This is a genomic window from Streptomyces sp. NPDC048436 (genome assembly GCF_043200355.1).
In the GTDB taxonomy this organism is placed as follows: Bacteria; Actinomycetota; Actinomycetes; order Streptomycetales; family Streptomycetaceae; genus Streptomyces.
The window spans coordinates 858,032-877,559 of record NZ_JBICXP010000002.1; the positions used below are offsets into that span (position 1 = coordinate 858,032).

20 protein-coding genes are annotated in these 19,528 nt (G+C 71.5%); 11 read left to right on the forward strand and 9 right to left on the reverse strand.

Features of this window, described 5'->3' with window-relative positions:
* Positions 1-122: 122 nt before the first annotated feature.
* Positions 123-1,667, forward strand: coding sequence for a purine-cytosine permease family protein (locus ACGFX9_RS10280; RefSeq protein ID WP_393467752.1), 1,545 nt, complete (start codon positions 123-125; stop codon positions 1,665-1,667).
* Positions 1,668-1,716: 49 nt separating this feature from the next.
* Here ACGFX9_RS10280 and ACGFX9_RS10285 read toward each other — a convergent pair whose 3' ends face one another.
* From ACGFX9_RS10285 to ACGFX9_RS10295, 3 genes are read right to left on the reverse strand one after another with little or no spacing between them, the layout of a single operon-like run.
* On the reverse strand, positions 1,717-2,079 hold the full coding sequence (locus ACGFX9_RS10285) for an Asp23/Gls24 family envelope stress response protein (RefSeq protein ID WP_393467755.1): 363 nt from the start codon (positions 2,077-2,079) through the stop codon (positions 1,717-1,719).
* Positions 2,076-2,705, reverse strand: a complete 630-nt coding sequence (locus tag ACGFX9_RS10290) for an Asp23/Gls24 family envelope stress response protein (RefSeq protein ID WP_393467758.1) — start codon at positions 2,703-2,705, stop codon at positions 2,076-2,078. The genes ACGFX9_RS10285 and ACGFX9_RS10290 overlap by 4 nt, the downstream gene beginning before the upstream one ends.
* Entirely contained in the window at positions 2,696-3,238 is a 543-nt protein-coding gene (locus ACGFX9_RS10295) for an RNA polymerase sigma factor (RefSeq protein WP_393468344.1), read from the reverse strand. Before ACGFX9_RS10295 ends, ACGFX9_RS10290 begins: the two co-directional genes overlap by 10 nt.
* A gap of 264 nt (positions 3,239-3,502) precedes the next feature.
* Between ACGFX9_RS10295 and ACGFX9_RS10300 the strand changes: the two genes are divergently transcribed.
* The 4 genes from ACGFX9_RS10300 to ACGFX9_RS10315 are packed head-to-tail and all read left to right on the forward strand — an operon-like array spanning position 3,503 to position 5,804.
* Positions 3,503-4,021: an Asp23/Gls24 family envelope stress response protein gene (locus tag ACGFX9_RS10300; RefSeq protein WP_393467760.1), complete on the forward strand. Its 519-nt coding sequence runs from the start codon at positions 3,503-3,505 to the stop codon at positions 4,019-4,021.
* Positions 4,022-4,060: 39 nt separating this feature from the next.
* Positions 4,061-4,246: a hypothetical protein gene (locus ACGFX9_RS10305; protein WP_393467762.1), complete on the forward strand. Its 186-nt coding sequence runs from the start codon at positions 4,061-4,063 to the stop codon at positions 4,244-4,246.
* The gene (locus ACGFX9_RS10310; RefSeq protein WP_393467765.1) at positions 4,243-5,223 is read left to right on the forward strand and encodes a DUF6286 domain-containing Asp23/Gls24 family envelope stress response protein; all 981 of its coding nucleotides are present in this window, start codon (positions 4,243-4,245) and stop codon (positions 5,221-5,223) included. Before ACGFX9_RS10305 ends, ACGFX9_RS10310 begins: the two co-directional genes overlap by 4 nt.
* Positions 5,220-5,804, forward strand: a complete 585-nt coding sequence (locus tag ACGFX9_RS10315; RefSeq protein WP_393467768.1) for an alkaline shock response membrane anchor protein AmaP — start codon at positions 5,220-5,222, stop codon at positions 5,802-5,804. The genes ACGFX9_RS10310 and ACGFX9_RS10315 overlap by 4 nt, the downstream gene beginning before the upstream one ends.
* 2 nt (positions 5,805-5,806) lie before the next feature.
* Here ACGFX9_RS10315 and ACGFX9_RS10320 read toward each other — a convergent pair whose 3' ends face one another.
* From ACGFX9_RS10320 to ACGFX9_RS10330, 3 genes are all read right to left on the reverse strand, one after another.
* A complete protein-coding gene (locus ACGFX9_RS10320) occupies positions 5,807-6,382 on the reverse strand; it encodes a rhodanese-like domain-containing protein (RefSeq protein WP_393467771.1) in 576 nt (191 codons plus the stop codon).
* 89 nt (positions 6,383-6,471) lie between these two features.
* Positions 6,472-7,839 (reverse strand): cryptochrome/photolyase family protein, encoded by a 1,368-nt coding sequence (locus ACGFX9_RS10325; protein ID WP_393467775.1) that lies wholly within the window; start codon positions 7,837-7,839, stop codon positions 6,472-6,474.
* A 103-nt stretch (positions 7,840-7,942) separates the two neighbouring features.
* Entirely contained in the window at positions 7,943-9,460 is a 1,518-nt protein-coding gene (locus ACGFX9_RS10330) for an SDR family oxidoreductase (RefSeq protein WP_393467778.1), read from the reverse strand.
* Between the two features lie 189 nt (positions 9,461-9,649).
* On the opposite strand from ACGFX9_RS10330, the gene ACGFX9_RS10335 reads away from it, so the two are divergent.
* Positions 9,650-10,138, forward strand: a complete 489-nt coding sequence (locus ACGFX9_RS10335; protein ID WP_393467781.1) for a flavin reductase family protein — start codon at positions 9,650-9,652, stop codon at positions 10,136-10,138.
* Positions 10,139-10,179: 41 nt separating this feature from the next.
* A complete protein-coding gene (locus ACGFX9_RS10340) occupies positions 10,180-10,716 on the forward strand; it encodes an isochorismatase family cysteine hydrolase (protein WP_393467784.1) in 537 nt (178 codons plus the stop codon).
* Between the two features lie 21 nt (positions 10,717-10,737).
* Here the strand turns inward: ACGFX9_RS10340 and ACGFX9_RS10345 are convergent, their stop codons facing one another.
* From ACGFX9_RS10345 to ACGFX9_RS10355, 3 genes are all read right to left on the reverse strand, one after another.
* Positions 10,738-12,216 carry an aminotransferase class I/II-fold pyridoxal phosphate-dependent enzyme gene (locus ACGFX9_RS10345; RefSeq protein WP_393467787.1) on the reverse strand — a complete coding sequence of 493 codons (1,479 nt, stop codon included), beginning with the start codon at positions 12,214-12,216 and terminating at the stop codon, positions 10,738-10,740.
* 57 nt (positions 12,217-12,273) lie between these two features.
* On the reverse strand, positions 12,274-14,325 hold the full coding sequence (locus tag ACGFX9_RS10350; RefSeq protein WP_393467790.1) for a CocE/NonD family hydrolase: 2,052 nt from the start codon (positions 14,323-14,325) through the stop codon (positions 12,274-12,276).
* 81 nt (positions 14,326-14,406) lie between these two features.
* Entirely contained in the window at positions 14,407-15,720 is a 1,314-nt protein-coding gene (locus ACGFX9_RS10355; protein ID WP_393467793.1) for an acetyl-CoA carboxylase biotin carboxylase subunit family protein, read from the reverse strand.
* A gap of 389 nt (positions 15,721-16,109) precedes the next feature.
* Between ACGFX9_RS10355 and ACGFX9_RS10360 the strand changes: the two genes are divergently transcribed.
* The 4 genes from ACGFX9_RS10360 to dhaK all read left to right on the forward strand — a co-directional run bounded on the left by ACGFX9_RS10360 (position 16,110) and on the right by dhaK (position 19,473).
* Positions 16,110-17,003 carry an ANTAR domain-containing protein gene (locus ACGFX9_RS10360; RefSeq protein ID WP_393467800.1) on the forward strand — a complete coding sequence of 298 codons (894 nt, stop codon included), beginning with the start codon at positions 16,110-16,112 and terminating at the stop codon, positions 17,001-17,003.
* Between the two features lie 110 nt (positions 17,004-17,113).
* On the forward strand, positions 17,114-17,377 hold the full coding sequence (locus ACGFX9_RS10365) for a DUF5133 domain-containing protein (RefSeq protein WP_393467805.1): 264 nt from the start codon (positions 17,114-17,116) through the stop codon (positions 17,375-17,377).
* 45 nt (positions 17,378-17,422) lie between these two features.
* Positions 17,423-18,283, forward strand: a complete 861-nt coding sequence (locus ACGFX9_RS10370; RefSeq protein WP_393467808.1) for an LLM class flavin-dependent oxidoreductase — start codon at positions 17,423-17,425, stop codon at positions 18,281-18,283.
* 197 nt (positions 18,284-18,480) lie between these two features.
* Positions 18,481-19,473, forward strand: coding sequence for a dihydroxyacetone kinase subunit DhaK (gene dhaK, locus ACGFX9_RS10375; protein WP_393467811.1), 993 nt, complete (start codon positions 18,481-18,483; stop codon positions 19,471-19,473).
* The last annotated feature ends 55 nt before the right edge of the window (positions 19,474-19,528 follow it).

A 19,528-nucleotide genomic window follows, 5' to 3' on the forward strand; every position in this document is an offset into this window, starting at 1 on the left:
CGCCGACAGTGCGAATCGGGCACTGGCGCGGTGCGGCGATCGGCGTTTACGTTCCCTGCATTTGTACGACAGCACCGCCCGCGTCCTCGTACGTCGCGGTGCTGCCACCCAGGGAGTTGTCTGTGCCCAAGGAGTCATCGCCGTCCGTCACCGAGGTCGAGACGCACGGGGTCGAACGCATCCCGGACGCGGACCGGACGGCCGGGCCGCTCGATCTGTTCCGGCTCGCGTTCGGCGGCGCCAACACCTTCGCCACCTGCGTGCTCGGCGCGTTCCCGATCCTGTTCGGCCTGTCCTTCTGGCAGGGGCTCGCCGCGATGCTCCTCGGGCTGCTGACCGGCGCGCTGCTCCTCGCCCCCATGGCGGTGTTCGGGCCGCGCAACGGCACGAACAACGCCGTCTCGTCCTCCGCGCACCTGGGAGTGCACGGCAGGATCGTCGGCTCGTTCCTGTCCCTGCTCACCGCCGTGGCGTTCTTCTCCCTTTCGGTGTGGAGCTCGGGTGACGCGCTCATCGGCGGGGCCCACCGGCTGCTCGGCGTCCCGGAGAGCGACATCGCCTACGCGTGCGCGTACGGCGTCTTCGCCGCTCTGGTGCTCGCCGTGTGCGTCTACGGGTTCCGCTTCATGCTGCTCGTCAACAAGGTCGCCGTGGTGGCGGCGACGCTGCTGTTCGTCCTTGGACTCGTCGCGTTCGCGGGCGACTTCGACGCTTCGTACGCGGGGATCTTCACCCCGGACGCCGACCGGGCCACGCAGGACCTGTTCTGGCCCTCGTTCATCGGCTCGGCGCTGATCGTGCTGTCCAACCCGGTCTCCTTCGGCGCCTTCCTTGGCGACTGGGCCCGCTACATCCCGGCCGACACGCCCCGCCGCAGGGTGATGGGGGCGGCCTTCCTCTCACAGCTCGCGACGGTGCTGCCGTTCGGCTTCGGCCTGGCCACCGCGGCGATCATCGCCGAGCGGGCGCCCACGTACATGAACCCGGACGCCCCGAACTTCGTCGGCGGCCTGCTCGCGATCGCGCCCGCCTGGTATTTCCTGCCGGTCTGTCTGATCGCGCTGATCGGCGGCATGTCGACCGGGACCACCGCGCTCTACGGCACCGGCCTCGACTTCTCCTCGGTCTTCCCCCGGCTCAGCCGCGTCCGCGCCACGGTCCTGATCGGCGTACTGTCCATCGCGTTCATCTTCGTGGGCCGCTTCGGCTTCAACCTGGTCCAGGCGATCTCCACCTTCGCCACGATGATCATCACCTGCACGGTGCCGTGGATGATCGTCATGATGCTCGGATACGTCACCCGGCGCGGCTGGTACGACCCCGACGCCCTACAGGTCTTCACCCGCCGGCAGCGCGGGGGCCGCTACTGGTTCGCACACGGCTGGAACTGGCGCGGCATGTCGGCCTGGTGGGCCGGGGCGGTGACCGGTGTGCTGTTCACCAATATCCCCGGCCAGTTCGTGGGGCCGCTCGGCGACCTCGCGGACGGCGCCGACATCAGCCTCCCGCTGGGCGCGGCCGTGGCGGCGGTCGTCCATCTCGCGCTGCTCGCGGCCTTTCCGGAGCCGCGTGCGGTGTTCGGCCCCGAGGGGCCGCGCTGGGTGCGGGCGGCGGATACCCCGATCGCTCCGATCACCGTCAGGGAGCCGTCTCCGGCTTCCGCTTGAGCCAGGGGGACCCGGCCGCCCGGTTGCTCAGACGGGGCTCAGACGGGGCTCAGACGAGGCCGGTCACCGTGACCGTGATGCCGGGCTCGGCCGGTCCCCCGGCCTCCCGCCGCACGGCCTCCGTCGCGGCCGAGCGCACCTCACGGGTCACGTCGAGGGCCCGCCGTCCTCGGTGCAGGACCACGTACACCTCCACGCTCCAGTCCTGGGCGCCGTCGCGTCGCGTGACGCGCACGCCGGCGGAGTTCGACGGAGTGCTGGGGGCGCCGCTCGCTCCTCGGCCCCATTTCGACAGGGCCGAGGAGCGCAGGAGTTCCACGAGGCCCGGGCGCAGGAAGGCCACGCCCGGGGTGCCCAGGACAGCCTCCGCGACGGCGTCGGCCAGCACACGGGACGCGTCTTGATCTCTCACCGCTGCCGTCCTTCCACACTGTCCCCGCTGTCTTCGTCGATGACATCGGCGATCGTCACGTCGACCGCCGCGATCCGCATGCCCAGTTCGCCGTCCACCGCTTCCCGGACCTTGCTCCGTACGTGGTCCGCGACCTCGGGCAGGTTCCAGGTGAGCGCCACCTGCACCTCGACCCGGATCCGCACCGGGCCCCGCGGCGGATCGATGTCGATGCGGCAGCTGCCCGCGCGCACTCCGGGCAGGGACTCGGCCGCCGCCCGGACCGTCCTCGCGGCGGCTGCCTCCACCATCCACGCGTCCTCGTCCACCTCGCCCAGCGGCAGGGTGCGGCCCGGCCGCAGCTCCAGACGCACCACGTCCATGACGCGGCCGGTCAGCGCGGACGTGTCCGGTTCACGCGGCGCCGTGTCGCGCGCCTGGGTGACGACGCCCTCAAGGGACCGCAACGCGTCCAGGGCGCGTGTGCAGTGCGGGCAGGCGTCGGCGTGGGGGTCGGGCAGGCCCGCCTCCCACTGTTCCCAGACGTGCGACAACTCTCGCCCGCAGGGCAGCAGTTCGTCCTCGGGCAGCACTTCGAAGCCCGCCTCCCGCTCGTCGTCCGTACCGGATTCCCCGTTCATCGCCATGCGGCCATCGCCTCCGTCAGATAGCGCCGCGCCCTGAAGACACGGCCGCGGACCGCCTCCGTACTGATGCCGACGGTCTCGGCGATGGACTCGTAGGGAGCGCCGTCCAGCTCACGCAGCACCCAGCACACCCGCTGTTCCGGCGAGAGCCCCTCCATCGCCTTGGCCAGATCCGCCACGGCGGCGTGCGCCTCGGCGGCCCGCGCGGGCGAGACCTCGTGCTCCGGCGCGGAGGGTTCGGGCACGCCGTCAAGACCCACGACCGGCCGCCGTGAACGCAGGACGTTCAGACAGCGGTTGGTGACGATCCGGTAGATCCACGTGCCGAACTGGGCGTCTCCGCGGAACTCCGGCAGCTTGCGCCAGGCGCTGACGAAGGAGTCCTGTACGGCGTCCTCGGCTTCCGGACGGCTGCCGAGCAGCCGCGTGGCCAGGCGCAGGGCCATGGGCGCGTGGCGGTGCACGAGCGCTTCGAAGGCTTCCTCGTCACCCTCCGCGGCCCGCACCGCGAGCAGTCCGTCCTCCCGCCTCAAGGACGCGTCCGCGTCCGCGTCAGCTTCCTCAGGCGTTCCGCCCCGGTCACCCGGCACACGCGGCTCCTCTCATTCCGGTCGTGCTCGTACGACACACGAAAGGCCGCCGCGTTACGCGGCCCCGGCACGCTACACGCCGGGGAAAGAAAATCCCGTCAGGCGCGTAACAGACCCGCGGAGCGCGGGTCTGACAGGAGAAGACAGCACAGCGGAACAGTCGCACAGCCACCGAGCAATCCCCGACGACGACGAGGAGACGCCACCATGGCGACCCAGGAGTTCACTTCGAAGGCGGCCCAGAGCGGCAGCGCCGAGTTCCCCGGGGGCGAGCGGCAGGGGGTCGCCGCGGGGGCCACCACCGTCGCGGGCGGTACGGGCCCGGGCGAGCCGGCGTCGACGCGCGGCAAGACGTCCATCGCCGATGTCGTGGTCGTGAAGATCGCCGGCATGGCGGCCCGCGAGATCCCCGGCGTGTTCGACATGGGCGGCGGCCTGTCCCGCACCATCGGCGCCGTACGCGACCGTGTCCCCGGCGGGCGCCCCAACGTGGGCCGCGGGGTGAAGGTCGAGGTCGGCGAGCGGCAGACGGCGATCGACCTCGACATCGTCGTCGAGTACGGCGTGCCGATCACGGATGTCGCCCACGACGTACGCGAGAACGTCATCTCGGCGGTCGAGCGCATCACCGGCCTTGAGGTGGTCGAGGTCAACGTCGCCGTCAATGACGTACGCCTGCCGGAGGACGACACCGCGGACTCCGCGGGCGAGACGCGCGTCGAATAGGCCTCAGGTGACGTCCCCTTCTGTGGTGCGAGGTGAGTGGTGAGCACAGCTCTGGTCGGCCTGGTGGCGGGCATGGCCCTGGGATTCGCCGGATGGTTCGGCGGCTTCGGCGCGTTCCTTGTGGTCGCCGCGCTCGGCGCGGTCGGCTTCGTCCTGGGACGCCTCGTGGACGACGGCACGGACATCCGTGGATTCCTCGGCGGGCGTGACCGGGACCGCCGATGACCTCGCCCGCGGCCGAGCGCGGTTCGACGACCGTCTCGGACCGCGCGGTGCGCCGCATCGCGGAACGCGCCGCGACGGAGGCGCTGGCGCCCGGCGCGGTCGAGGCCGGCCGGGGCTGGGCGGCCGTGCGCGGCCGCAGGGCCCAGGTCGGCGTCACCGTGACGCTGCCCTATCCCGCCATCCTCGACGAGGCGGGCGAGAGGGTCAGGGCGCACGTGGCCGCACGCACGGCCCGGCTCACCGGCCTCACCGTGCCGTCGGCCCGCGTCCGCGTGCGAGGTCTGTCCCGCTACGAGGAATCCGCCGAGCGGCTCGCGTCCCCGGCGGAGGCGGCGGCACCGGCGGCCGGGCATCGCACGCGTCGGCCGTGGTCCCAACGGCGCCTGCCGGTCGCGGTGTTCGCGCTCGTCGCCGCCGCGGTCTGCGCCGTGTTCCTGTACGACGTGGTGTCCGTGCACGCGGCCGGACGCGCTCCGGCCCGCTGGCGCGTGCGGCTGCTGGAGTGGCTGTCCACGCACGGCCCGGACACCGCCACGAACCCGGGCCTGCTCACAGCCCTCGCCGTGTTCGCCCTCGGTGTGCTCCTGCTGGTCCTCGCCGTCACACCGGGCCGCCGCAGCGGTCTGCCGCTGAACGCACCGCTGCCGGGGGTGCGCGCCGTCCTGGAGCGGCGGGCGGTCGCGGTCATCCTGCGGGACGCCGTGACCGAGGTGAGCGGCGTCGGCCGGGTCCGGGTCGGTGTGGGCCGCCGTACGGCGCGGGTGCGGGCCGGGCTTGAGTTCGGTGAGCTGGAGGGAGCACGGCGAGCGGTGACGGAGGCAGCGGAGGCTGCGACCGCCGGGCTCGGCCTTGCGAGGCCGCTGCGACTGCGCGTACGGCTCAGCGCGGGGTCCGCTTGGGACGGGCCGGAGCCTGCGCCCGGGGCCGAAGCCGCGCCTGACACGCCTGACGCGACCGTGAGGAGCACCCCCTCGTGAGCCGGCTCCGCGGCGGTACGAACCGCTCAACTCTGCTCTGCGCGGCGGTAGTTCTCCTGGCGGTGGGCGCCGCCCTCGCGTCCGCGACCGCTCCCGTGCGCGACCGGCTGCCTTCGGGCCGGCCCCACCTCGGTGCCGAACGGGTCTGGCTCGACCAGGAGGCGCTCGGCCGCTGGCGTGATCACGGCTGGTGGTCGCCCGTCGTGATCGCCGCGCTGGCCTTCGGCGCCGTCCTGTTCCTCTGGTGGGCCTACGCGCAGCTACGCACCGGGCGGCTGCGCGAGCTCCCCCTCGGGAACCCCGGTGTCACCCTGTCCGCCACGGCCCTGTCCTCCGCCATGGCCGAGCGCGCCCGGGGCATCGACGGCGTGGCCCGCGCCCACGTACGGCTGCTCGGCCGCCCCCGGCGGCTGCGGGCCCGTATCACTGTGGTCCTCGACCCCGACGCCTCCCCGGAAACCGTGCTGCGGCTGCTCGCCCGGGACGTCGTCGCCGAGGCACGCGCGGCCACCGCGCCCCGCGTCCTGGAGGCGGACGTACGGATCACGGCCCGGCCGCACAGAGCGCGCCGCATTCACTGAAGCTACGGCTGCAGGGCTTCCAGCGTGGTGCGCAGGTCGGCGTCCCGGGGCCGGTTGTGGGGAAGCCGGCCAAGGACGGCGGCCATGCCGCAGGTGTCCGACACGGCGGAGTAGACGAGACCGGCGCCGATACCGGCGGCCAGCCACCGCGCGGGACGGAAACGGGTCCCCGCGGCCAGCCCGAGGACGACGAGGGACCCGGCGGCGAGGCGGACCTGGCGTTCCATCGCCCAGGCCCCCGACGCGGCTTCGGAAGCCTGCATGGGGTGGCCCTGCTCGGCCCAGGCGGTGGTGCCGCCGACGAGGGTGGAGGCGGGGATGTCGGCGTCGGCCAGCTCGGCGCAGGCGGTGGCGGAGCGGTTCCCGGAGGCGCAGACCATCAGAAGCTCGCCGCGGGTGGCGGTCGCCTTCAGTTCGGGCAGCGCCCTGTGCAGGTGATCTAGGGGGATGTTGTGCGCTCCGGGGAGGTGGCCAGAGGCGTACTCACCGGGAGTGCGGACGTCGATCACGGTGTAGCGGTTCAGGCGGGCGGCCGCCTGGGCGGGGACCAGATCGGTGGGAGTGGTGGGGGTGGTCATACGGGGTTGTCCTTTCGACGGTCCAAGACTGCCAAGAATCCAAGACTCTCCCCAAGCAGCGTACAAAATCGCCCTGGGTGTCCGGAGCCTCAGGCTCCGCGGGCCCGTTCGAAGCGCGCGCGGCCCTCGGCCAGGTCCACGATCGGGTCGGGGTAGTCGATGCCACCCCGGTCCGGGCCCTGGAGTCTCCACGGTTCGTGGATGTACCGGTCCTCGACCCCGGCGAGTTCGGGCACCCAGCGCCGGACGTAGCGGCCGCCCGGGTCGAAGCGCTTGCCCTGGACCACGGGGTTGAGGACCCGGTTGGGCCGGGTGTCGGTTCCGGTGCCCGCGGCCCACTGCCAGTTGAGCTGGTTGTTGGCGATGTCCCCGTCCACGAGCAGGCTCAGGAAGTGCCGGGCGCCCACCCGCCAGTCCGTGTAGAGGGTCTTGGTGAGGAAGCTCGCCACGACCATCCGTCCCCGGTTGTGCATCCAGCCCTCGTGCCGCAGCTGCCGCATCGCCGCGTCCACGAAGGGGTAGCCGGTGCGCCCCTCCCGCCAGGCCGCGACTTCCTCGCCGTCCGTGCGCCACCGGTCACCGCGCGGGCGGTAGTCCTGGTCGGCCGTCTCCGGGCGGGCCGCGAGGACCTGGTGGTGGAAGTCACGCCAGGCCAGCTGCCGGATGAACGCCCGCGCCCCCGACGATCCCTCGCGGTTCGCCCCGTGGATGATCTCGGCCGCCGACAAGGTGCCGAAGTGGAGGTGGGGCGAGAGACGCGAGGTGACGTCAGCCGCGAGGTCGTCGTGGCCGTCCTCGTACCCGTCGACGCCGCCGGCCAGCCAGGCCCGCAGCCGCTCGCGCCCGGCGCTCTCGCCGCCGGCGTCCACTCCTGGCGAGACCCCGCTGATCTCCGTACGCGGCAGCAGCGGTTCCGACGCCACCTCGGCGACCGGGACCTTGCGCGGGGCGGCAAGGAAATCGCGTACGCCCGCCGCGGTCCAGCGCCGGAAGTAGGGGGTGAACACGGCGTAGTGGTCGACCCGGGAGCCACCGGACGGGAGCAGTTCCCCGGGGGTGACGGCCGTGATGACCGCGTCGTGCGTGACCAGCTCGCAGCCGGTGGCCGCCAGCGCGCCTCGCAGCCGTTCCTCGCGCCGCAGCGCGTACCGGCTGACCCCGCCCGCGACGTGCACCCGCGCCGCCCCGGTCGCCGCCACCACCTCGCGGACCTGGTCGGCGACGTCGCCGCTGCGGACCACGAGACGGCCGCCGCGCTTGCGCAGCCCCGCGTCCAGGTCCGCGAGGCAGTCGGCGAGGAAGGCACGCCGGTTCGGTACGGCGAAGCCGGTCCCCCGTACGCCGTCGTCGTGGACGAAGAGCGGGACGACGCTCTCGGCGTCGTGCAGCGCCGCCCGGAGCACCGGGTTGTCGTGCAGACGCAGATCGGAGGTGAACAGGACGACGGAAACGGTCACTTGCTGCGGCTCCTCATGCTGTGGGGAAGTGTGGGACGTCGGTTCGTCGGAGCCGCGGCCGCCGTCGAACCACAGTGGGCAGACCTTGCCGATCGGCGGTGGGTCACGAATTCCGTGCGGTTGTCTCGGGGCTCTGTTCGGCCGCTCGGGTGATGTTGCGGGCCATTCCGTTGAAGACGATCCCGTGGAACGGCGAGACGCTCCACCAGTAGGCGTGCCCCAGCAGGCCGTGCGGGTGGAAGAGCGCGCGCTGGCGGTAGCGGGTGCGGCCCGCGTCGTCCTGCTCGACGTACATCTCCAGCCAGGCGAGGCCCGGCAGCCGCATCTCGGCCCGCAGCCGCAGCAGCCGCCCCGGTTCGACCTCCTCGACCCGCCAGAAGTCCAGCGAGTCCCCCACCCGCAGCCGCTGGGCGTCGCGGCGGCCCCGCCTGAGCCCCACCCCGCCGACGAGCCGGTCGAGCCATCCGCGCACCGCCCAGGCGAGCGGAAAGGAGTACCAGCCGTTCTCGCCCCCCACGCCTTCCACGATGCGCCACAGCGCCTGCGGCGATGCGTTCACGGTCCGTTCGCGGCGGTCGGTGTAGAGGCTGCCGCCGGCCCAGTCGGGGTCGGTGGGCAGTGGGTCGCTGGGGGCGCCGGGGACCGCGGCCGATGACCAGCGGGTGGTGACCTGCGCGTCCTTCACCCGCTTGAGGGCAAGGGTGAGTGCCTCGTCGAAGCCGATGGGGGTGCCGGGTGCGTCGGGAACGTACCGGGAGATGTCGTGCTCGTCGCAGACGACCTCGTACCGCAGTGATTCCGCGAGCGGCCTTGCGATCGAGGCCGGTACGGGCGTGACCAGGCCCACCCAGTGGCTGGAGAGCCCCGGAGTCAGCATGGGCACCGGCACGATGAGGCGGTGGGGCAGCTTCGCCACGGTCGCGTAGCGGCGCATCATCTCGCGGTAGGTGACGACGTCGGGGCCGCCGATGTCGAAGGCGCGGCTGACCTCGTCGGGCATGGTGGCGCTGCCGACGAGGTAGCGCAGCACGTCGCGCACGGCGATCGGCTGGATCCGGGTGCGCACCCAGCTCGGTGTGACCATGACCGGCAGACGTTCGGTGAGGTAGCGCAGCATCTCGAAGGAGGCGGAGCCGGAGCCGATGATGACGGCGGCGCGGAGCACGGTGGCCGGTACGTCCGATTCGAGGAAGATCCGTCCCACTTCGGCGCGTGAGCGCAGATGCGGCGAGAGGTCCTCTTCCGGTACGTGCGCGGGGGTGAGGCCGCCGAGGTACACGATGCGCCGTACGCCCGCGGCGCGGGCCCGCTCGGCGAAGATCCGGGCGGCTTCGCGGTCCTTCTCCTCGAAGCCGGATCCGGTACCGAGGGCGTGGACGAGGTAGTACGCGACGTCGATGCCCTCCATGGCGGAGCCGACGGACGCGGCGTCGGACGCGTCACCCCGCACCACCTCGGCCCGCCCCGCCCAGGGGTGGTCGCGCAGCTTGCCCGGCGTGCGGGCGAGGCAGCGGACGCTGTGACCCGCGTCGAGCAGTTCGGGAACCAGCCGTCCTCCGATGTAACCGCTCGCCCCGGTCACCAGACAGCGCAGTCCCGCTGAGCCCTCGCCGCTCGCCATGGGCACCTCCGGCTTCGAGTGGATGTCCTGTGGCCCACTCTCTCCCGGTCGTGGCCTTGGCGCGGATCTTTCTCCGGCCCCGCACGCATCACGGCACCCGTCCGGGGGCACCCTGTGGTGCACGTCGGGGCCCGCGGCACGAGTGGCGGGCGACTTCTCGCGGGCGGACGCTGGAGCGGAGAGGACCCCATGGATGACTTCGACGCCTTCACCGCTCTGGTGGACTCCCCCGTATACGTGGTCACCGCCGCGGCCCGCGGCCGACGCGCGGGCTGCCTCGTCGGCTTCGCCGGGCAGTGCTCCCTCGAACCGGCGCGCTTCGTGGTGTGGCTCTCCAAGGCCAATCACACCTACCTCGTGGCCCGGTCGGCGCGGACCCTCGTGGTGCATCTGCTGCCGCGTGGGCGGCACGACCTCGCGGCGCGCTTCGGCTCCCTCTGCGGCGCGCGGGACGACAAGTTCGCCGGGGTCGCGTGGGCCGAAGGCCCGGACGGGGCGCCCGTCCTTGACGATGCCGTCGCCTGGTTCACCGGGCGGGTCCACGACCGGTTCGACGGAGGCGACCACGTCGGCTTCGTCCTCGACCCGGTCGCCACCCGTACGACGGCCGACACCACCCCTGGCGCCGTACTCGGCCTGGGGGACTCGCTGGACATCGACGCCGGACACCCCGGATGACCGCCGCTCCCCCACGCCCCCTGAAGTGATGGCAGCGCAGCATGAGCAGAACCGCCCTCATCGTCATCGACATGATCAACACCTACGATCACGACGACGCCCAGCTGCTCAGGCCCACGGCGCGAAAGGCCCTGCCCGCCGTGGTCCGGCTCATCGAGAACGCCCGGGAGCGAGGCGCCCCCGTGATCTACGCCAACGACAACTTCGGCGAGTGGCGCTCCCACCACGGCGAGATCCTCGATACGGCGCTCGCGGGGCCGTACGCCGATCTCGTCGAGCCGATCCGGCCCGACGAGGAGTCGCTCTTCATCGTGAAGGCCCGGCACTCGATCTTCTTCGAGACCCCGCTCAGCTATCTGCTCTCCCAACTGGACGTCGACCATGTCGTCCTGTGCGGGCAGGTCACCGAACAGTGCGTTCTGTACTCGGCGTTGGACGCGCACATCCGGCATCTTCGCGTGACCGTCGCCGATGACGCCGTCGCGCACATCCACGCCGACCTGGCGGATGCGGCGCTGCGCATGATGGAGCGCAATATGTCGGCGGACATCCGCGAGACGGACGACATCGCGTTCTGACGCGCCGCGAGGCGCGGCCGGTCAGTGTCCCGGGTCGGCGACCACTCGTACGGTGTCCAGGCTGGTGTCGGCCGCGTCGGGAAGGTTCATCCCGGCGTCCACACCGCTGCGCAGGTAGGTGAGAACGGGCCTGGTCAGCCGCTCGCCCGGCAGGACCGCCGGGATCCCCGGCGGATACGGGGTGATCATCTCCGCCGCCACGCGGCCTTCCGCCTCCTGCCAGGGAACGTCCTGCGTGGCGGCGAAGTAGGCGTCCCTCGGCAGGCTCGCCTGGTCCATCCGCAGCTCGGCCGGGTCCGGGACGGCGACGACGGGGGCGGGGCGGAGCTCGTCTGCGTGGCGGGCGAGGTCGCGCAGGCCTTCGAGCAGGCGCGTCGTGGTCTCCGTGTCGTCGGCGTGGGTGAGTTGCGCGCTGATCCTGCGGTGGTCGATGAGGTGCATGTCGATGTGATGGTGGCTGCGCAGCCAGTCCGCGGCCCGGTAGCCGGTGGTCTCCAGTTGCTCGATGTCGATGACGACGGGAAGCGGATCGAACTCGGCCGCACGCCCGGGTCCGCAGAAGTCCTTCTCGTCGTTGACGTGCATCCCGTCGATGGCCTCGATGCTCTCGCGGACGGAGGCCGCCAGGTCGAGCGCGGCGGACATCAGCTCGTGGCCGCGCAGAGCCATCTGCCGACGCCATCCGTCGATGCCCCCATAGATCAGCACCGAAGGGCTGGTGGTGCCGAGGAGGTCGGCCCGCGAGGAGAGCGTGGCGGGATCGATCAGGTCCCCCCGCAGATGAAAGACGGAGCCCTGTTCGATCCCGCTGCCCATCTTGTGGATGCTGGTGACGCAGATGTCCGCCCCGGCGTCCATCGCCCACGACGGCAGGTCCCGGTGGAAGGGGAGATGCGCGCCCCACGCCTCGTCGACGATGAGCGGGCGCGAACGGCGATGGCACACCTCGGCGATGGCCTTCAGATCGGCGGCCGAACCGTAGGGCGTTGGGCTGGTGACCAGGGCGCCCCGGGCGTCGGGGTGCCCCCTGAAGGCCTCCTCGTAGGCCTCGGGGGAAGGGGCGTGGGCGAGGTGTCGCTCGGCGTCCCACTGCGGCTCGACCCAGACCGGTTCGATGCCGGAGAGGATGAGACCGGCGATCACCGACTTGTGGGCGTCCCGCCCCACCAGGAGCTTCTGGCCGTGGGCGGCCACGGTCAGCATGGCCGCCTTGACCGAGAGCGAGCTGCCGCAGGTGGAGAAGAAGGTGTGGTCGGCGTGGACGGCGTCGGCCATCAGCGCTTCGGCCCGCGTAAGCACCTCGCCCTTGGTCCGGTGATCGTCGAGCCCTCCGCTTGCCAGTACGTCCCCCAGGAACACCGCGTCACCGAGCACCGCACGGACAGCGGGATCGGCGCCGCGGGCCTGCTTGTGGCCCGGCGGGGAGAAACCGACTTGGGCTGATTCCCGGTAGCGGGCGAGAGCGTCGAGCACCGGTGCCTTGCTGTGATCGATGAGCATGCAGCCACGGTTTCCCCACCTCGGCCCTCACCAATCACGACGGCCGGGAGCTGGCTCTCACAGCAGGTCGCGGGGCACGTTCTCGTTCCACGTACGGGAGAAGACGCGGCGCTCCCCTTCGTAGCCGTCGAGCGTCGCGTCGATGCGGAACTCGTCCTCGGTGCAGGTCAGGAACGTGCGGGTCTCCACCCGTACGTCCCAGTCACCGCGGCTGAACCGCATGGTCCAGGCCGACTCGCCGCCCGCGGACGTGAAGTCGTCGGCGGTCGACGTGTAGCGCTCGAAGGCCCGGCAGGACACATCGGTGCCGGTGTCCTCGATACGCATCGTGCCCCGGTCCTTCACGATCTCCATGGCGGAGTGGTAGTCGACCAGATCACGCTTGACCTCCCAGCGCTGCTCCGGCGCGACCAGCTGTGTCATCGCGACCGGGCGGGCCGCCTCCGCCTCACCGAACGCCGGCACCGGCGCGTCCCCGGCCGCGTCCCGGGAGCGCACCGGCAGCCTCAGCGAGCTGGTGCCCTCGTACACGCTCAGCAGGACGGGCTCGGGCGGTGGCCAGGCCAGCGGCCAGTACGAGGTGGACAGCGAGAGCCGGATGCGGTGGCCCGGCGGGAAGGACTGGGCCACTCCGTTGAGCTCCACCGTCGCGCGGTAGCGGCGCCCCGGCTCCAGGCGGACGGGTTCGCCGACGCCGTCCCGGTGCGTGAGGTTGAGGAGGCCGTAGCAGACGCGGGTCGCCTTGCCGTCAGGGGCCACGTCCGAGAGACGGGCCACCACCATCGCCACCGGCCGGTCGGCCGAGAGCTCCACGTCGACGAAGGGCGAGCCGAGGATCTCCAGGGGCTCGGTCAGCACCGGAGAGTCGAACACCAGCGAACCGCCGTCCTCCTCGCGCTGGTCGTACGGCAGGTCCGGCGGGGCGTTGTACGAGGCCCACTTGCCGGCGAACTGCCCGACGGACAGCGGCGACTGGACCCGCATGGGCTGACCGCGCCCTTCACTCCCGGAGCTCCCGGAGGCCGCGGCGGTGTCGTCCATGACGATGCGGTGCCGGTACAGCGGCAGGGTGGCCTGTTCGATCCGCGGGGATGGCCAGTACGGCTCATCCACCCACCGGCCGGGCCGCTCCTCGTACGAAGTGGAGGGCGGCACGCTGTCCTGCATCCAGGCACGCAGCATCGGCCCGTCCATCGCGCCGTTGTCCGCGCCCTTGAGCCAGTGGTCCCACCAGCGCACGAGTTCCTGGAGGTAGCCGATGGCGGGGCCGGGCTCGCCCAGGTGGGGGAACTTGTGCGACCAGGGGCCGATGAGGCCCTTGCGGGGCGTGTCCAGGTGGGCGAGGAGCCGCGTCACGGCGTTGGAGTAGCCGTCGGCCCAGCCGCTGGAGGCGAGCACCGGGCAGCGTACGTCCCGGTAGTTCTCGGACACCGAGGCATGGCGCCAGTAGTCGTCGCGCCGCTGGTGCCGCAGCCATTCCAGGGCCCAGGGACGGGTGTTCTCCATCCGCTCCCGCCACATGTCACGCCAGCGCTCACCGACCGTGGCCGGGTCCGGCGGACAGGTGGCGTAGGCGAACATGGTGCCCGCTTCGGCGAGGTTGTCCGAGAGCAGGGCGCCGCCCATGTAGTGCATGTCGTCGGCGTACCGGTCGTCGGTGAAGGACGAGATGGCGATGGCGCGCAGGCTCGCCGGCTGTCGCGCCGCGACCTGCAGCGCGGCGAAGGCGCCCCAGGAGAGCCCCATCATGCCGGTGGATCCGTCGCACCAGGGCCGGGCGGCCAGCCAGGCGAGGATCTCCTCGGCATCGCGCTGCTCCCCCTCCAGGTACTCGTCCCGCAGAACCCCTTCGGAGTCACCGGTGCCGCGCAGGTCCACGCGGACGCAGACATAGCCGTGGCCCGCGATGTAGGGGTGGTGCATCGAGTCGCGGACGGCGGTCAGATCGCGTTTGCGGTACGGGATGTACTCGAGGATCGCGGGCAGCGGCTCGGAGTCCGAGGACACGGGCCGCCAGATCCGCGCCGAAAGACGGACGCCGTCGGACATCGGGATGAGGACGTGATCCTCTTCCTTGACGGAATGGGGCAGGTCGTCCAGGAAGCGCATGGTGCGAGGTCGCTCCTTCGGTACGGGGGCGTGCTGGGGTGTTCCTTTGGTCAGTCGTTCTTTGCTCAGGTGTTCTTGCGGTCAGGCGTTCTTCTGGTCGCGGCCGCCGGGGGACGTCTTGTCGAAGGCGAGTCGCAGCGCGGCCACGCACCGGTCGTACTTCTCCTGCAACTCCGCCTCACTGTCGCCGCCGGTGAAGATATGGGCGAGTTCATAGCTGTAGCTGTCCTGCTGGTCGACGTCGGAGAGCCGCTGGGCCTCTTCCGGTACGACGTCGACGCGCACGCCCGGTATCTCCTCCTCGATCGCGTCGAGCTGCTCGCGGTCCGGGACGTGGTGCACCACGCCGTCGGCGAACCACCGGTAGTACCACTTGGCCGCGGCCCGGTAGGTGCCCTGCCGGTTGGGGAGGGCCGGATCCTGGCCGAGCGCGAGCGCCACCATGCAGTGGTGGTTGGGCACACCGTCGACGTACTCGAAGAGTTCGGCGTGCGACTGCGAGTGCCGGGGGTTGATCTCCAGGAGGTTGATGTCGTCCGTGCCGGGGTCGTAGAAGTACTCGATGCTGAACGTGGCCGTGTCCATGCCGATCTGACGCATCACACGCTCGGACACGTCATGCAGCCTCTGGCGCACCGGTTCGGGCAGCATCGAGGGGTACTGGTGGCGCAGGAAGCTGGAGGAGTCCGGGTAGTTGATGGAGTCGAGCACGCCGTACACCGTCACCTCACCCTGGTGGACGTAGCCCTCCACGGCGACCTGGATACCGGAGAGCGACTCCTCGGCCAGACACACCTCGCCGCCGACGCCCGCCATCTCCGGGGGCAGGTCGAGCTGGTCGAGGATCCAGGTGAAGGGCCGGCCCACCCGCGCGATGCCTTCCCGGATCTCGGCGACGGCCTCGCGGAACTCCGCGTCGTTCTTGACGCCGAAGGCCAGCTCGGAGGAGTAGGAGAGGGCCGGCTTGAGCCACATGGGGTAGCGCACGCCCTCCGGCGGCCGGGGCGGGTCCGCCTCCAGGTCGACCCGGCCGAAGCGCGGCACCGCGTCGGTGACCTTCTCCTGTTCCAGGCGGCTCCAGTACTTGTGCTCGCACTTCACCACGGATTCCAGGCTCGTGCTGCGGGTGCCGTAGCGCTCGGCGAGGATCGGGATCAGGGTGCTGACCGGGAAGTCCCAGTAACCGACGATGGCGTCGATGCGTCCCTCGAAGGCGTCAAGCGCGCGCTCGGCCTTGGCGAGCAGGTCCTCGACCGAGACCTCGCCCTGCTGCAGCTCCTCGACGGTGAGCAAGGGGTGGAAGCGATATCCCTCGGCCCCCGGGACGGCCCGCAGAGTGGGCAGGTTGGCCTCATCGAGGCCGAGGACGAAAATGTTGGCGCGACTGTCTTCCACAGAGGCTCCCCACAGGTCGGTGAACGGGCTGGGAGGACCCGAGTACCCCTCGACCAGCGGGCAACTCCCGCCCCGCGCCGGGAACCGCCGTGCTGATCATCACCGTATCCGGGGCCTGTTGAGGGTCTTGCGCAAGGACATACAGGGCAGGCGGACCCACTCAAATCCCAGTCGGGCTCGCGGTCGCCGCTACCCGTGCGCGTACTCGTACGTGCGGGCGCGCGCGGTTCCCTCTGCGTGATCAATCGGACATACATCTGAACGCTGGTGACGCGCGCGACCCCATGGCGCTACCGTCACCTCGGGGCCGTCCGGATCCAGGGGCGGGCCCCGCGTGCGTCCACGACCAGCACGGACGCGTCAGATGTAGTCGGCAGTGGGGAGTATCCATGGCGGAGGAACGGGTGGTGCCGCTCCATGGCGGGAGACGGCGCGGAGCCCGGCAGGCAGCGGACGCCGAGGCGCCTTCGGTTGCGACGGAGGAGCTGCGGGCCGAAGTCGACGAGCTGCGCCAGACCGTCACAGGACTGGACACGCGAGCCCGTACGCGCACCCGGATCGCTCTGGCGCAGGGCGTACTGATCGAGCGTTACCGCCTGCCCGACACCGATGCGGCGTTCGCACTGATGCGGCAGGCCTCGCAGGGCGCGAACATCAAGATGCATCAACTGGCGTCCGCCGTGGCGCGGGTGCCCGGCCCCGACGCCGGTTCCGCCGCGTGGTTCCCCGGCCGGGTACGGCGCGATCCGCCCTCGCTCAAGGCACTCGGCATGGCGGAGGACCACCCCAACCAGGGTGCGGTGCTGACGGCGGCGCTCAAGCAGATCCTCACGGTGGCCGGAGCGGGGATGGGGGACGTCCAACTGGCCGAGGAGGACGGCCTGCGCATGCACCGGCATGTGGGCCTTTCGGACCAGTTCGCGCAGTACTTCGCCTTCGTCGAGCAGGGCACGGCGTGCGCGCGGGCCGCGGAGGCGGGCGTGCAGGTCACGGTCAGCGACGTGTCCACCGCCGAGGTCCTCGACGACGAGGCGCGGCAGGTGATCCTCAGGGCCGGCAGCCGCGCCTGCCACAGCGTGCCGCTCGTGGACCAGGAGGGCACCGCGCGCGGCGTGGTCTCCTCGCACCACCCCCTGCCCCTGATGGGCTTCACCCGGGCGCAGTTGCAGGCGTTGGACGGGATAAGCCGCACGGCGGGAACGTGGTTGTCCTGGCACGAGGAGACCGTGATCCTGGACGCCCTGGAGGACCTCCACCGACAGGCACGTACGACCGCTCGCTGAAGGAACGCGCCCTGTGCGCCGCGCCACACCGTGAAGACGATCCGTGTATGGCGCGGCGACGGGGGAAGGCGGAGGGGAGCGTTCCCCGCCGACGTCAAAGGAGTGTCTTCATGCTGATGGCCCACCCCACGGTTCTGTCCTCGCTGGTCTCCGAGTACGAGATGCTGGCCGCGCTCAACGTCGAGGACAGCAACGGGGGCGCACGTCGGCGCATGGAGGACATCGGCTACACCCTGTGCGTGTCCACCGGCACCCAGGACGTCGACGCCGCCCTGGTCGCGGCCCGTTTCCGGCTGCCCGGCGCCCGGGTCCACGACGATTCCCTCATCTCCGCCCCCATGGGCCGGGCGAACGCGGAGCGCGCCGCCGGCTGAGACAAACCGATTGCCCCACGCGTGGCCGGGCGTCACGATGCCTGCATGCGCTTCTCGGTGAACATTCCGAACTTTGGTGACTTCGCGGACCCCAGGACGGTGGCACAGGTCGCCACGGCGGCGGAGGAAGCCGGCTGGGACGGCCTCTTCGTCTGGGACCACGTGCTGCACAGGCGCCACCCCCGGCCGTTCGGGGACCCCTGGATGCTGCTCACCGCGGCGGCGCTCGCGACCTCGCGCATCCGTCTTGGCACGCTGGTCACTCCGGTGGCCCGGCGGCGACCGCATCAGCTGGCCCGCCAGGTGGCCACCCTGGACCAGCTCAGCGGCGGACGGGTGATCTTCGGGGCGGGCCTTGGCGGTCCGATCGAGGACGAGTACGGCAGCTTCGGTGACCTCACCGATCCGGTCGTACTCGCCGAGCGCCTGGACGAAGGCCTCGGGCTGCTGGAGCGCTACTGGTCAGGCGAGGCGGTCGACCACGACGGACGGCACTACCAGGCCAGGGACGTCACGCTGCTGCCCGCCACCGTGCAGCGCCCCAGGCCCCCGGTCTGGATCGCCGGGTTCTGGCCGAACCGTCCCCCGATGCGGCGAGCCGCCCGCTGGGACGGTGCCGTGCCGCTCTTCGCCTCCGCCAAGCACGGCCACGCCCCGCCCGTCGAGGAGGTCCGCGAGCTGGTGGCCTACGTCAACCGGCATCGCGAGGGCGGGTCCGGTGGCCCCTTCGAGATCGTCCTCGGCGGCGCAAGCCCCGCCGACGCCGCCGGGGCGCGCGACCTGATCGGGCCGTTGGCCGACGCCGGCGCGACCTGGTGGGACGAACGGCAGCTCCAGGACACCGAGGATCTGGACCGTCTGGCGCCCGTGCTGCGCCGCATCGAGCAGGGGCCACCCCGGTGGTGAGCGTCATTCGCCGACCGGTGTGAGGGAGAGGCTCCAGTAGGTGGCGTAGCGGCCCTGTCGGCGCGGGAGTTCGTCGTGGGCGGCCCCTGAGCGGCGCGCACGGTGTCCAGGTCGTGCTTCCCGGCGCCGCTCCCTCGATACTGGCCTGAGGTTCACGGACCTCAGTACCGCTCAGCTGCTCCCACCAGGAGGTACCCATGAAGATGTTGATCAACGTGCCGGAGACGGTCGTCGCGGACGCGCTGCGGGGCATGGCCGCCGCGCATCCTGAGCTGACGATCGACGTGGAGAACCGCGTGATCGTACGCAGGGACGCCCCCGTCGACGGGAAGGTCGCCCTCGTCTCCGGCGGGGGTTCGGGGCACGAGCCGCTGCACGGCGGGTTCGTCGGCCCCGGCATGCTGTCGGCCGCATGTCCCGGGGAGGTGTTCACCTCGCCCGTCCCGGATCAGATGGTGCGGGCCGCGGCGGCCGTGGACAGCGGGGCGGGGGTGCTGTTCGTCGTGAAGAACTACACGGGCGACGTCCTCAACTTCGACATGGCCGCCGAGCTCGCCGAGGACGAGGGCATCCAGGTGGCCAAGGTGCTCGTCAACGACGACGTGGCCGTCACCGACAGCCTGTACACGGCGGGGCGGCGCGGCACCGGCGCGACCCTCTACGTGGAGAAGATCGCGGGGGCCGCGGCCGACGAGGGCATGCCGTTGGAGCGGGTCGAGGCGATCGCGCGGCAGGTGAACGAGAACGCGCGGAGCTTCGGCGTCGCCCTGAGCGCCTGCTCCACACCGGCCAAGGGCAGCCCCACCTTTGATCTGCCGTCGGGGGAGCTGGAGTTGGGCGTCGGGATCCATGGTGAGCCCGGGCGTGAGCGGCGCTCGATGATGACGTCCAGCGAGATCGCGGAGTACGCCGTGGACGTGGTGCTGGAAGATCTCCGGCCGCGCGACCCCGTGCTCGTGCTCGTCAACGGCATGGGGGCCACACCCCTGCTCGAGCTGTACGGCTTCAATGCCGAGGTCCAGCGCGTCCTCGCCGAGCGCGACATCATCGTGGCGCACACGCTGGTCGGCAACTACGTGACGTCGCTCGACATGGCGGGGGCCTCCGTGACCCTGTGTCAGGTCGACGAGGAGCTGCTGCGGCTCTGGAACGCTCCCGTGCGCACGGCAGGCCTGCGCTGGGGCATTTGATCTTCCCCGCCCCCGACGACGTACGTTTCATGTGCCGAACCGTTCTACCGCGCAA

Coding starts and splice junctions, on each gene's coding strand:
- ACGFX9_RS10360 (WP_393467800.1), top strand. CDS start 16,110: ATGGCGGAGGAACGGGTGGTGCCGCTCCATGGCGGGAGACGGCGCGGA.
- ACGFX9_RS10340 (WP_393467784.1), top strand. CDS start 10,180: ATGAGCAGAACCGCCCTCATCGTCATCGACATGATCAACACCTACGAT.
- dhaK (WP_393467811.1), top strand. CDS start 18,481: ATGAAGATGTTGATCAACGTGCCGGAGACGGTCGTCGCGGACGCGCTG.
- ACGFX9_RS10350 (WP_393467790.1), bottom strand. CDS start 14,325: ATGCGCTTCCTGGACGACCTGCCCCATTCCGTCAAGGAAGAGGATCAC.
- ACGFX9_RS10300 (WP_393467760.1), top strand. CDS start 3,503: ATGGCGACCCAGGAGTTCACTTCGAAGGCGGCCCAGAGCGGCAGCGCC.
- ACGFX9_RS10310 (WP_393467765.1), top strand. CDS start 4,243: ATGACCTCGCCCGCGGCCGAGCGCGGTTCGACGACCGTCTCGGACCGC.
- ACGFX9_RS10320 (WP_393467771.1), bottom strand. CDS start 6,382: ATGACCACCCCCACCACTCCCACCGATCTGGTCCCCGCCCAGGCGGCC.
- ACGFX9_RS10345 (WP_393467787.1), bottom strand. CDS start 12,216: ATGCTCATCGATCACAGCAAGGCACCGGTGCTCGACGCTCTCGCCCGC.
- ACGFX9_RS10290 (WP_393467758.1), bottom strand. CDS start 2,705: ATGGCGATGAACGGGGAATCCGGTACGGACGACGAGCGGGAGGCGGGC.
- ACGFX9_RS10330 (WP_393467778.1), bottom strand. CDS start 9,460: ATGGCGAGCGGCGAGGGCTCAGCGGGACTGCGCTGTCTGGTGACCGGG.
- ACGFX9_RS10335 (WP_393467781.1), top strand. CDS start 9,650: ATGGATGACTTCGACGCCTTCACCGCTCTGGTGGACTCCCCCGTATAC.
- ACGFX9_RS10365 (WP_393467805.1), top strand. CDS start 17,114: ATGCTGATGGCCCACCCCACGGTTCTGTCCTCGCTGGTCTCCGAGTAC.
- ACGFX9_RS10370 (WP_393467808.1), top strand. CDS start 17,423: ATGCGCTTCTCGGTGAACATTCCGAACTTTGGTGACTTCGCGGACCCC.